Raw genomic sequence first — 12,304 nt, forward strand, 5'->3', positions numbered from 1 at the left:
CGAATTGCCGGGCCTAGCCCGGGTCGCGGAAATCGGGGTGGAAGTTGGCCGGCACTGCGACACTGACGCTGTCGCGGGTGGCGATATCGATGCCTTCGCTGGCCACTTCGCCAAGGAAGTCGATCTGCTCGGGGGTGATCACGTACGGCGGCAGGAAGTACACCACGCTGCCCAGCGGTCGCAGCAGAGCGCCGCGGGTCAGGGCGTGCTCGAACACCTTCAGGCCACGGCGCTCCTGCCAGGGATAGGCAACCTTGCCTGCCTTGTCCTGAACCATTTCGATGGCCAGGGCCATGCCGGTCTGGCGAATTTCTGCAACGTGAGCATGATCGGCCAGGTGTGCAGTGGCTGTGGCCATGCGCTTGGCCAACGCTTTGTTGGCCTCGATCACATTGTCCTGCTCGAAGATATCCAGGGTTGCCAGCGCCGCAGCGCACGCCAGCGGGTTGCCGGTGTAGCTGTGCGAGTGCAGGAATGCGCGCAGTGTCGGGTAATCGTCGTAGAACGCCTGGTACACCTTGTCGGTGGTCAGGCAGGCGGCCAGCGGCAGGTAGCCGCCAGTCAGGGCCTTGGACAGGCACAGGAAGTCCGGGCGGATGCCGGCTTGCTCGCAGGCGAACATCGTACCGGTGCGGCCGAAGCCTACGGCGATTTCGTCGTGGATCAGGTGCACGTCGTAGCGGTCGCAGGCTTCGCGCAACAGCTTGAGGTACACCGGGTGGTACATGCGCATGCCACCGGCACCCTGTATCAGTGGCTCGACGATCACGGCGCTGATCGAGGCATGGTGTTCGGCCAGGGTCTGCTCCATGGCCTGGAACATGTTGCGCGAGTGCTCTTCCCAGCTCATGCCCTCGGGGCGCAGGTAACAGTCAGGGCTTGGCACCTTGAGGGTGTCGAGCAGCAGTGCCTTGTAGGTTTCGGTGAACAGCGGCACATCACCCACCGACATGGCGGCAATGGTTTCGCCGTGGTAGCTGTTGGTCAGGGTGACGAAGCGCTTCTTGTCCGGTTTGCCGATGTTCTGCCAGTAGTGGAAGCTCATCTTCAGCGCCACTTCGATGCACGACGAGCCATTGTCGGCATAGAACACCCGGTCGAGGCCGGCCGGGGTCATGGCGACCAGGCGCTCGGACAGCTCGATCACGGGCTGATGACTGAAGCCGGCCAGGATCACGTGTTCGAGCTGGTCGACCTGGTCCTTGATGCGCTGGTTGATGCGCGGGTTGGCATGGCCGAACACGTTGACCCACCAGCTGCTCACCGCATCCAGGTAGCGTTTGCCCTCGAAGTCTTCCAGCCACACGCCTTCGCCGCGCTTGATCGGGATCAGCGGCAGCTGCTCGTGGTCTTTCATCTGGGTGCAGGGGTGCCACAGGACCTTGAGGTCGCGTTGCATCCACTGATCATTGAGGCCCATGGGCACTTCTCCTGGCTTTGCGGCGTGGTTCGACCGCGTAAGCCTAAGCAATGCCGCAGGGCAGGACAACCGCTGCCGTTCAATGGGGTGAGTGCCGGTCCATTCGAGCTTGCTGCCTTGCATGGAACAAAGCCCTCCAGGATGTGTTGCCGGAGCGGAGGCTCAGGCCTGAGGCTGTGCAAAGTCACCAAGATCATGCAGAGCTCCCCTGCCACTGTGTGGCCTAGCGACTGACAAAAATGTGAGCTGCCAAAAGGACTTGATGTCACTGCGCTGGCAGGGTGGTCGGACCTGACGTATTCTTAACGCATCTACCCGGGGCATTCCTGCCTCTCCCCGTTTCTGTAACCTCTGACTCGGAGTTCGCCGACATGGCTGCTGCTTGGGTGCGTCTGTGCGCGTTGATATTGATTGGTGTGTCCAGCGGCGCTGCGCTGGCGAAAGACAAGACGCCCACGGCGATTGTCGTGGGGGGAGGCCTGGCAGGCCTGACGGCAGCCTACGAGCTGCAGAACAAAGGCTGGCAGGTGACCCTGCTGGAGGCCAAGGCGGGCATGGGCGGGCGTTCGGGCCTGGCCACCAGCGAGTGGATCGGCAACGCCAAGGCACAGCCGGTGCTTAACCAGTACCTCAACCGTTTCAAGCTTGAAACACTGCCGGCGCCGGAGTTTGTGCGTACCCCGGGTTACCTGATCGACGGCGAGTACTTCAGCGCCAGCGACCTGGCCACCAAGCAACCGGCCACTGCCGAGGCGCTCAAGCGTTACGAGAAAACCCTCGATGACCTGGCCCGCTCGATCGATGACCCGCTGAACCCGCAGGCAACCAGCACGCTGTTCGCCCTGGACCAGATCAACGTCTCCACCTGGCTGAACAAGCTGCAACTGCCGGCCACCGCCCGTCAGTTGATCAACCAGCAAATCCGTACCCGCTACGATGAACCGTCGCGCCTGTCGCTGCTGTACTTCGCCCAGCAGAACCGCGTGTACCGCGGCGTCAGCGACCGCGACCTGCGCGCCGCGCGGCTGCCCGGTGGCAGCCCGGTGCTGGCTCAGGCTTTCGTCAAGCAGCTGAAAACCATCAAGACCAGATCGCCGGTTACCGCGATTGTCCAGGACAAGGATGGTGTTACGGTAAAAGTCGGCAGCGTCGGCTACAAGGCAGATTATCTGGTCATGGCCGTGCCTTTGCGCGCGCTGGCCAGGATCCAGATGACCCCTGGCCTGGACAGCCAGCACCTGGCGGCGCTCAAGGGCACCAACTATGGTTGGCGCGACCAGATCATGCTCAAGTTCAAGAAACCCGTATGGGAAAGCCGTGCGCGCATGTCGGGCGAAATCTTCAGTAACGCCGGCCTCGGCATGCTGTGGGTCGAGCCGGCGCTCAAGGGGGGGGCCAACGTGGTGATCAACCTGTCCGGCGACAACGCTCGTCTGCTGCAGGCCTTTGGTGACAAGCAGATGGTCGACCAGGTGCTGATCCGTCTGCATGCGTTCTACCCCCAGGCCCGTGGTGCTTTCACCGGTTATGAGGTCAAACGATACAGTGCTGACGTGGGCACAGGTGGTGCCTACCTGGCCTACGGCCCGGGGCAGATCAGCAAGTACTGGCGCCTTTGGGAGCGCCCGGTGCAGCGCATTGCCTTTGCCGGTGAGCACACCGATGCCCTGTACCCTGGCACTTTGGAAGGCGCCCTGCGCAGTGGCCAGCGTGCGGCCAGCCAGGTACAGGACCTGTTGGCCGGCAAGTCGTTCGACCCGGCCAAGACGGCGCCGGTTGCGGCGACGGCAGGTGCGGCGGCCGCCAAGGAGAGCAAAGGAGGGTTCTTCTCCAATATGTTCGGCGGTTCGTCCGACAAGGGCGACAAGGCTGACAAGGCGCCGGTCAAAGCTGAGCCGAAGCCGTCCGAGGAGGCGAAGCAGGACAAGCCAGGCTTCTTCAAGCGCGTGTTTGGTGGGGCGGACACGCCCGAGGTGAAGGCTGCAGCCAATACCCAGGCCAAGGCTGGCTGACTGTTCGACAGTGTCGGCCTGTTTGCAGCCTGAAGGCCGGCACTGCAACCCCAGCGCTCCGACTATCGTTAATGTTTTCTTAATGGTGAGCCAACAGAATAAATATCGGATTCCTCGATAATCCGAAGCAATTTTTTCCGCTTTTCTTCGATACGTTTCGCGTTAGTCTGTGCACAGCTTTCACGGGGAAACACGCAACATGCAACTGCGCAATTCACCTTCTCGCTATGGCGTGGTCAGCATCATCCTGCACTGGGGTGTGGCGCTGGCAGTCTTCGGCCTGTTTGGCCTGGGCCTGTGGATGGTCGGCCTCGACTACTACAGCCCCTGGCGCAAGGCCGGCCCGGACCTGCACAAGAGTATCGGCCTGGTGCTGCTGGCGGTGATGCTGCTGCGAATGCTCTGGCGTTTCATCAGCCCGCCACCACCGGCTCCGGTCAATCATGGTGCACTCACTCGCCTGGCGGCCAAGTTGGGTCACCTGGTCCTGTACTTTGGGCTGTTTGCGGTGATGGTTGCCGGTTACCTGATTTCCACTGCCGACGGGGTCGGCATTCCGGTGTTTGGCCTGTTCGAAGTGCCGGCACTGATCAGCGACCTGCCCGACCAGGCAGATGTGGCGGGTGTGGTTCATTTGTGGCTGGCCTGGGGCTTGGTGATTTTCGCCGTGCTGCATGCCCTTGCCGCGCTCAAGCACCATTTCATCGACCGTGACGCGACCCTGATTCGCATGCTGGGCCGCAAAGCTTGACTCTCAACCTCAATTACACAGGAAGGAACAGGATGTTGAAAAAGACTTTTGCCGCTCTGGCGCTCGGTACCGCTCTGCTCTCTGCTGGCCAGGTCATGGCTGCCGAGTACAAGATTGACAAGGAAGGCCAGCACGCGTTCGTTGACTGGAAAATCAGCCACCTGGGCTACAGCTTCATCCACGGTACCTTCAAGGATTTCGACGGCAATTTCAGCTGGGACAGCGCCAAGCCTGAAGCCAGCAAGATTAGCGTCGACTTGAAAACCGCCAGCCTGTGGTCGAACCACGCCGAGCGTGACAAGCACATCGCCAGCGCCGACTTCCTCGACGTGAAGAAGTACCCAGACGCCAAATTCGTCTCCACCAGCGTCAAGTCGACTGGCGACAAGACGGCTGACGTGACTGGCGACCTGACCATGCACGGTGTCACCAAGCCGGTGACGTTCAAGGCTACCTTCAACGGTGAAGGCAAGGACCCATGGGGTGGTGAACGCGCTGGCTTCAACGCCACCACCACGCTGAACCTGAACGACTTCGGCATCAAAGGCCCAGGTGCCACTTCGCAGACCCTGGACCTGGATATCAGTGTTGAAGGTGTAAAGCAGAAGTAATTTCTGCCAGCTGAAGACCGAGGGGGCCGCTTTGCGGCCCTATCGCGACACAAGGCCGCTCCTGTAGAGAATTTCTTGATCTCTGCAGGAGCGGCCTTGTGTCGCGATAGGGCTGCGAAGCAGCCCCCTCGGCATTTCCATCAGCCCTTGCGGGTCAGCAGCGCCGGGCGCTCACCACGTGGGCGGCTTGGCAGGTCATCCAGTTGCTCAGGCGTCGGGAAGCGGTCCAGCTTGGACTCCTTGCGAATGATCACTGGCTGTTTTTCCGGCTGACGCGGGTTGCGCAAGGCCGGCTCTTGCCGGGCAGCATCGTCACGCGCAGGGCGACCACGGCCACCGCCGCCATCACGACGGGTACCGCCACCGTTGTTGGCGCGGGGCGGGCGTTTTTCTCCGCCACCACTGCGTGGCTGGCCGCCATTGCGGGCTTGGCCCTGGCCGCCAGCGTTGCTGCGTTGGCCATTGCCTTGCCCCTGACCTTGGCCAGCACCCCCCGGGCGGCGGTTGCGGCCCTGGTTCTTGCCCTGGTAAGGGCTGACATAGTCGGCGCGGTTACCGAAGTTATCGAGTTCGTCGTCCAGGAACTCTTCCGGGTCGCGGTCTGCCGGCGGCTTCGGCACGCTGTTATTGCTGGCCTGCTGCGGGCGTGGTTTCTTGTCACGCGGCTTGCGCGGTTGCTGCTTGTCGCCGCTCTTTTCCTTGTCGTCCGGCTTGGCCGCAGCTTGCTGCCTGGCTTTGCCTTTGTCCTTGCCTTTGTCCTTGCGGCCGCCGTTGGTGTCTTTACCACCTTCGCCACGGGCTTGCTGGTTGCGGCCACCGCGGCCGTTATTCTGCGGGCGCTCGCGTGCTTCGGGCTTCTCGGCTTCTACCTGGCTGGCGTCGAAGCCCATCAGGTCGCCATCCGCGATGCGCTGCTTGGTCACCCGCTCGATGCTCTTGAGCAGCTTCTCTTCATCTGGCGCGACCAGGGAAATAGCTTCGCCCGAACGACCGGCACGGCCGGTACGGCCGATGCGGTGGACGTAGTCTTCCTCGACATTCGGCAGCTCGAAGTTGACAACATGGGGCAACTGGTCGATGTCCAGGCCGCGGGCAGCGATGTCGGTGGCGACCAGTACGCGCACGCTGTTGGCCTTGAAGTCGGCCAGCGCCTTGGTGCGGGCGTTCTGGCTCTTGTTGCCGTGGATCGCGGCGGCGGTCAGGCCTTGCTTTTCCAGGTACTCGGCCAGGCGGTTGGCGCCATGCTTGGTTCGGGTGAACACCAACACCTGTTCCCAGGCGCCCAGGGTGATCAGGTGCGCCAGCAAGGCACGCTTGTGGCTGGCAGGCAGGCGATATACCCGCTGCTCGATACGCTCGACGGTGGTGTTCGGCGGGGTGACCTCGATACGCTCCGGGTTGTGCAGGAGCTTGTCGGCGAGGTCGGTGATGTCCTTGGAGAAGGTGGCCGAGAAGAGCAGGTTCTGGCGCTTGGCCGGCAGGCGGGCGAGGACCTTCTTGACGTCGTGGATGAAGCCCATGTCGAGCATGCGATCGGCTTCATCCAGTACCAGGATTTCCACGTGGGCCAGGTCGACCTTGCCTTGGCCGGCGAGGTCGAGCAGGCGGCCTGGGCAGGCGACCAGCACATCAACGCCTTTGGCAATGGCCTGGATCTGCGGGTTCATGCCAACGCCGCCGAAGATGCAGGCGCTGACCAGTGGCAGGTCACGGGCATAGACCTTGAAACTGTCATGCACCTGGGCTGCCAGTTCGCGGGTCGGTGTCAGGACCAGAACGCGAGGCTGGCGCGGGCCGTGGCGCTGTGATTTGTCGGGATGGCCGGCCGGGAACAGGCGCTCGAGAATCGGCAGGGCGAAGCCGCCGGTTTTACCCGTACCTGTCTGTGCGGCAACCATCAGGTCGCGGCCTTGCAACACGGCGGGAATTGCCCGCTGTTGCACGGGGGTCGGCTGGGTGTAGCCCGCAGCCTCGATAGCGCGGACAAGAGCCTCGGAGAGACCGAGGGAAGCAAAGGACATGGGCGATCCTGTTCTCGTGTGGGCTGGGCCCGTTGGGATGTTCTGCCTGGCGCGACGGGCATCGGTGGAATGCGATCGCGTCCGGTCCAGCTGGGCTTTCACTGCACATCCGGGAAACGGAGGCTGGACGCAAAGGAGCGTCGGTGCCGATCGGGATGCCTGTTGCGAGGCCGAGCGTCCGGGCGTGAGCCGGGCGGGAAGGCCCGAGTATAACAGAGCTATCGCGCTGTGCTGCTTTCCTGCTGCTCAACGGCGTTGAGAATGTTTCCGGTGTCGATTGTGTAGCGGTTGCTGATCGCTGCATAGGCCGGTTCCTGCTTGAACCGCTGCAGCTCTTCGGCAAAGGCCAGAGCCAGTGCCTCCCGGCCGGGTTTGCGCACTAAACCCAGGTACTGTGACTGATGGCTTACTACCAGCGGCAACTCTTCGACTTGCCGCTGCAAGCCAAGTTGGTGAAGCAGGTAATGGCCAACCCTGCGATCGGTGATCGCCAGATCGATGCGGCCCAGCATCAGCTTGCCGAAGTTGGCTTCGAGGGTAGGCGCGGCTTCGCGCTTGAAGTAAGAGGCCTCGCTGAACGCGGTGCCATAGGTATAGCCGGGCGATGTGCCGACGGTAAGGCCAGAAAGGTCTTTCAGCTGGGTGACCGCATGGCGACGTGCATGAGCCTGAAACAAGACGAATTCGACCTCCGACATGGGCTCGGGGGCATATACCAGGTAGGGCTGGCGCGACTCGATCATGAAGATGTCGAGGATACCGTCGGCCAAACCTTGCTCGACCATCGCCAGGCAGCGCTTCCACGGCAGGAACTGCCATTCCACCTCGACCCCCAGGCGCTTGAAGACCTGAGTGGTAACCTCGTAGTCGATACCGCGTGGCTGGCCTTCATGCTGATACACGTAGGGCGCCCAGTCATCGGTCACCAGACGCAGTCGCTCGCCCAGAGCCAACGGGCTCAGGCTGGCGAGCAGCAGGATCCAGAACAGACGGGCGATATGTGGCATGGCCGGAGATTACGCGTTCGGCCGGTGTACGGTAAAGGCATGCACGATCGATGCGGGAGCGGGCGTGCCCACGAACACCGGCGAAGCCGGTGCCAACTATCGGGTTGCGCTCTTCGCGGGCACGCCCGCTCCCACAACCGCGCAAGACAATGAATTTTGCGGGCACATCAGGATTGAGTGGTTCGCAGCAGATGCGCCTCGATATCCTTGCGCCGCTCGCCCAGCGATAGCCGCAACCCTGGATGGCGCAGGCACTGACGCAGCCGCTCGGGCTCCATGTAGCCATGGCGGTCGTAGAGGTTTTCCAGAGCCTTGTCCCACCAGGCGGACGCGCAGGCGCGGTCGAACTCATTGGGGTAGGGGTAGCAGCCATAGAGCAATTCGCGGGCAAACTGGCGCTCGTGGCTGGGCAGGGTCAGGCTCAGCGCCTTGTAACCCAGACGGTGCAGGGTTGGTGGCCGCGGCAGTTGGTCGTTGACCCGCGCAACGTCCGCCAGGGCCGAGGGGCTGAGTGGGTCGTGGTCGTGCTTGCGCAGCCAGGCCTGGATCTTGGCGCGGAACTGCGCCTTGCGGCTCCAGTAGTGATGGATGACATCGGTGCACTCGGCCAGCTCCAGATTGCGGTAGGCCGCCACTGCCAGGCAGAACTCCTCAAGGGTATAGGCCTCACGCGCCAAGGGGTAGAATTCGTCCATCATGGCGATGGAGCGGTCGAGGGTGCCGCAGTCCTCGGCAGTGAGGCCGATAACGCCGGAGTTGACGAGCGGCATCTGGCAGTCGGCCAGTCCCCGGGACTCGAGAATGGCCAGCAGGTTCTTGTACAACAGGCACTTCTGGTCAGCGCCGTAGCGCGCGCCGATGGCGTTGCACAGCAGGCGGTTGGGCGCCACACGGGCGAACAGATGCAGCGGCGAAGTGCGGAAAAAGGTGTCTGTGTCGATCAGCACTGCCAGTGGGTGTTCCTGCAGTACCCGGCGCAACAGCACATGCTTGCTGCGAAAGTGATAACCGTGCGGGGCGTTCCATGCCTGGCGCGTGGCCTCGTCCAGCAAGTGGACGGTGACGGGCAGCTTGGCGTAGGGCTGCGCATTGTCGGTGTAGACCTGGATGTCCATGGCCTCGCCGGCTGCACTGCCCAACTGGGCGAGGGCGCTGACGATGCTGAAGCAGGCTTCCTGATGGTAGGTTGCCGGGCCGAAAGCCAGATATACAAGCTGTGGGCGCGAAGGTTGGGGACGCTGCATGGCAGGCAAGACCTGTATAACCCGAAAATGAATAAGGCTTTAGTCTATGACCAAAGCCTTAAGCATTTCTTAAGCAGACTTTGCCAAAAGATTTCAGCGCGGCAGCTTCAGGTTGTTCCAGATCGCCAGGCTCGGTTCGGCCTGGTTCAAGGTATAGAAGTGCAGGCCCGGTGCGCCGCCTTGCAACAGCTGTTCGCACATGCGGGTAATCACTTCTTCGCCGAAGGCCTGGATGCTGGCGGTGTCGTCGGCATAGGCCTCCAGCTGCTTGCGGATCCAGCGCGGGATCTCGGCGCCACAGGCATCGGAGAAGCGGGCCAGCTTGCTGTAGTTGGTGATCGGCATGATGCCCGGTACCACCGGAATGTCCACGCCCAGCTTCTGTGCGCGCTCGACGAAGTAGAAGTAGCTGTCGGCGTTGAAGAAGTACTGGGTGATGGCGCTGTCGGCACCGGCCTTGACCTTGTGCACAAAGTTGGCCAGGTCGGCCTCGAAGTTGCGCGCCTGCGGGTGCATTTCCGGGTAGGCAGCGACTTCCAGGTAGAAGTGGTCAGCGGTTTCCTGGCGGATGAATTCGACCAGCTCACTGGCGTAGCGCAGTTCACCACTGGCCATGCCCATGCCCGACGGCAGGTCGCCACGCAGAGCGACGATGCGTTTGATGCCGGCGGCCTTGTACTCGGCCAGCAGGGCGCGCAATTCGGCCTTGGTATCGCCCACGCACGACAGGTGCGGCGCGGCAGGGATCTTCACTTCGCTTTCCAGCTGCAGCACGGTATTGAGCGTGCGGTCGCGGGTCGAGCCACCGGCACCGTAGGTGCAGGAGAAGAAGTCCGGGTTATAGGTGGCCAGCTGGCGGGCAACGCCCATCAGCTTTTCGTGACCGGCGTCGGTCTTGGTCGGGAAGAACTCGAAACTGTAGCGGCGTTCTTGTGACATCAGGCGTTCCTCTGGCAACAAGCGTCTTGCGGCAAGCTGCAAGTAAAAGCCAGATCGGTGATGGCCGGTCTGGCTTGGGCGTCGTTCAAGATCTGTGTTTCCGGAGCTGCAAGTGGCAATGGCGCGGACCGCCTTTGCTTGCCGCTTGCAGCTCCAAGCTTGCCGCTTAGTAGCGGTAGGCGTGCGGCTTGAACGGGCCTTCGACGGTCACGCCGATGTAGTCGGCTTGCTGCTTGGTCAGCTGGGTGACCACGCCGCCGAAGCCGCGGACCATTTCCAGGGCCACTTCTTCGTCGAGTTTCTTCGGCAGCACTTCAACGGTCAGGCGCTCGGCTTTCTTTTCGGCCGGCAGGTCAGCGAACTTCTGCTCGAACAGGAAGATCTGTGCCAGAACCTGGTTGGCGAACGAACCGTCCATGATGCGGCTTGGGTGGCCAGTGGCGTTGCCCAGGTTGACCAGGCGGCCTTCGGCCAGCAGGATCAGGTAGTCGTCGTTTTGCGGGTCGAAGCTGCCAGCGCCGGTACGGTGGATCTTGTGAACCTGCGGCTTGACCTCTTCCCAGGCCCAGTTCTTGCGCATGAAGGCGGTGTCGATTTCGTTGTCGAAGTGGCCGATGTTGCAGACTACGGCACGCTTTTTCAGGGCCTTGAGCATGTTGGCGTCGCAGACGTTGACGTTACCGGTGGTGGTCACGATCAGGTCGATCTTGCCCAGCAGGGCCTTGTCGATGCTGGCTTCGGTGCCGTCGTTGATACCGTCGATGAACGGCGAGACCAGCTCGAAGCCGTCCATGCAGGCTTGCATGGCGCAGATCGGGTCAATTTCGGAGACCTTGACGATCATGCCTTCCTGGCGCAGGGACTGGGCCGAGCCCTTGCCCACGTCACCGTAGCCGATCACCAGGGCCTGCTTGCCCGACAGCAGGTGGTCGGTACCACGCTTGATGGCGTCGTTCAGGCTGTGACGGCAGCCGTACTTGTTGTCGTTCTTGCTCTTGGTGACCGAGTCGTTGACGTTGATCGCCGGGACTTTCAGCTCGCCCTTGGCCAGCATGTCCAGCAGGCGGTGCACGCCGGTGGTGGTCTCTTCGGTCACGCCGTGCACGCGGTCCAGTACCTGCGGGTACTTCTTGTGCAGCAGTTCGGTCAGGTCACCACCGTCGTCGAGGATCATGTTGGCGTCCCATGGCTGGCCATCTTTCAGGATGGTCTGCTCCAGGCACCACTCGTACTCTTCTTCGGTTTCACCTTTCCAGGCGAACACCGGGATACCGGCGGCGGCGATCGAGGCGGCGGCCTGGTCTTGAGTCGAGAAGATGTTGCAGGACGACCAGCGCACTTCGGCACCCAGGGCAACCAGGGTTTCGATCAGCACGGCGGTCTGGATGGTCATGTGGATGCAGCCCAGGATCTTTGCACCCTTGAGCGGTTGCTCGGCCAGGTACTTGCGACGCAGGCCCATCAGCGCAGGCATTTCCGATTCGGCAATGATGGTTTCGCGACGGCCCCAGGCGGCCAGGGAGATGTCGGCGACTTTGTAATCGGTAAAACCAGCAGGCATGTTTGCAGCGCTCATGAGAGCCTCCATTCGTAATGTGCGAATGGGCGCCGTTGTGCGTTAAGCGCTCGCGGGAGCGAGCAACGCCCCATCCGAGCCTGACAGGCCTAGCCTGCTGCAGCGCCCCTCGGACAGGTGGCGGGCATGGCACCGCTGTGGGCAACCATGTAAAACGGCGCAGATTATAGCTGCCCCCGTCGGCTTGCCCAAGGTTTTCCGTCGATTAATCGCGACGATAGTCGATGTTCAATGGAGCGAAGGCAGCCGCTCTGCCATCATTGCTACACGTTAGCCAAGCAGGTCAGGAGTACAGATGAACTTTCACACCCGCAAGTGGGTTAAACCCGAAGACCTCAACCCCAATGGCACCCTGTTCGGTGGCAGCCTGTTGCGTTGGATCGATGAAGAGGCGGCGATCTACGCCATCGTCCAGCTGGGCAACCAGCGTGTGGTGACCAAGTACATGTCGGAAATCAACTTCGTCAGTGCTTCGCGCCAGGGCGACATCATCGAGCTGGGCATTACAGCCATCGAGTTCGGCCGCACCTCGATCACCCTCAAGTGCGAAGTGCGTAACAAGATCACCCGCAAGAGCATTCTGACTGTCGACAAGATGGTGTTCGTCAACCTGGGTGAGGATGGCTTGCCGGCAGCCCATGGGCGCACCGAGATCAAGTACGTGCAGGACCAGTTCCCGGATTCGGCAGTCGAATAGTTCCTGGTTGTCTGTGCCGGCCTCTT

Annotated in this window: 9 protein-coding genes, 1 pseudogene and 1 riboswitch; of the genes and pseudogenes, 4 read left to right on the top strand and 6 right to left on the bottom strand. The window is 62.0% G+C overall.

The genetic code is table 11. The features are described from left to right. Window positions 1-13: 13 nt before the first annotated feature. Window positions 14-1,420, bottom strand: a complete 1,407-nt coding sequence (locus tag ACF8EF_RS08270) for an adenosylmethionine--8-amino-7-oxononanoate transaminase (RefSeq protein ID WP_176683071.1) — start codon at window positions 1,418-1,420, stop codon at window positions 14-16. Between the two features lie 371 nt (window positions 1,421-1,791). On the opposite strand from ACF8EF_RS08270, the pseudogene ACF8EF_RS08275 reads away from it, so the two are divergent. The 3 genes and pseudogenes from ACF8EF_RS08275 to ACF8EF_RS08285 all read left to right on the top strand — a co-directional run. Next, window positions 1,792-3,423: pseudogene (locus ACF8EF_RS08275) on the top strand (flavin monoamine oxidase family protein); the annotation flags it as partial. Between the two features lie 208 nt (window positions 3,424-3,631). Beyond that, window positions 3,632-4,183: a cytochrome b gene (locus tag ACF8EF_RS08280; RefSeq protein ID WP_176683072.1), complete on the top strand. Its 552-nt coding sequence runs from the start codon at window positions 3,632-3,634 to the stop codon at window positions 4,181-4,183. A gap of 32 nt (window positions 4,184-4,215) precedes the next feature. After that, complete coding sequence (locus tag ACF8EF_RS08285) at window positions 4,216-4,794, top strand: YceI family protein (protein ID WP_339444129.1); 579 nt, start codon at window positions 4,216-4,218, stop codon at window positions 4,792-4,794. A 140-nt stretch (window positions 4,795-4,934) separates the two neighbouring features. Here the strand turns inward: ACF8EF_RS08285 and ACF8EF_RS08290 are convergent, their stop codons facing one another. From ACF8EF_RS08290 to ahcY, 5 genes are all read right to left on the bottom strand, one after another. After that, window positions 4,935-6,815 carry a DEAD/DEAH box helicase gene (locus ACF8EF_RS08290; RefSeq protein WP_339444130.1) on the bottom strand — a complete coding sequence of 627 codons (1,881 nt, stop codon included), beginning with the start codon at window positions 6,813-6,815 and terminating at the stop codon, window positions 4,935-4,937. A gap of 218 nt (window positions 6,816-7,033) precedes the next feature. After that, on the bottom strand, window positions 7,034-7,822 hold the full coding sequence (locus ACF8EF_RS08295; RefSeq protein ID WP_392460904.1) for a substrate-binding periplasmic protein: 789 nt from the start codon (window positions 7,820-7,822) through the stop codon (window positions 7,034-7,036). 167 nt (window positions 7,823-7,989) lie between these two features. After that, the gene (locus tag ACF8EF_RS08300; RefSeq protein WP_176683075.1) at window positions 7,990-9,066 is read right to left on the bottom strand and encodes a hypothetical protein; all 1,077 of its coding nucleotides are present in this window, start codon (window positions 9,064-9,066) and stop codon (window positions 7,990-7,992) included. Between the two features lie 93 nt (window positions 9,067-9,159). Beyond that, window positions 9,160-10,005 carry a methylenetetrahydrofolate reductase [NAD(P)H] gene (gene metF, locus ACF8EF_RS08305; protein WP_176683076.1) on the bottom strand — a complete coding sequence of 282 codons (846 nt, stop codon included), beginning with the start codon at window positions 10,003-10,005 and terminating at the stop codon, window positions 9,160-9,162. A 166-nt stretch (window positions 10,006-10,171) separates the two neighbouring features. Continuing rightward, complete coding sequence (ahcY, locus tag ACF8EF_RS08310; protein ID WP_021783768.1) at window positions 10,172-11,581, bottom strand: adenosylhomocysteinase; 1,410 nt, start codon at window positions 11,579-11,581, stop codon at window positions 10,172-10,174. A gap of 20 nt (window positions 11,582-11,601) precedes the next feature. Next, window positions 11,602-11,698: riboswitch (S-adenosyl-L-homocysteine riboswitch) on the bottom strand. Between the two features lie 178 nt (window positions 11,699-11,876). On the opposite strand from ahcY, the gene ACF8EF_RS08315 reads away from it, so the two are divergent. Then, window positions 11,877-12,278, top strand: a complete 402-nt coding sequence (locus ACF8EF_RS08315; protein WP_176683078.1) for an acyl-CoA thioesterase — start codon at window positions 11,877-11,879, stop codon at window positions 12,276-12,278. Window positions 12,279-12,304: the final 26 nt, after the last annotated feature.

Source organism: Pseudomonas sp. zjy_15, from assembly GCF_043101865.1.
GTDB classification, from domain to species: domain Bacteria; phylum Pseudomonadota; class Gammaproteobacteria; order Pseudomonadales; family Pseudomonadaceae; genus Aquipseudomonas; species Aquipseudomonas putida_Y.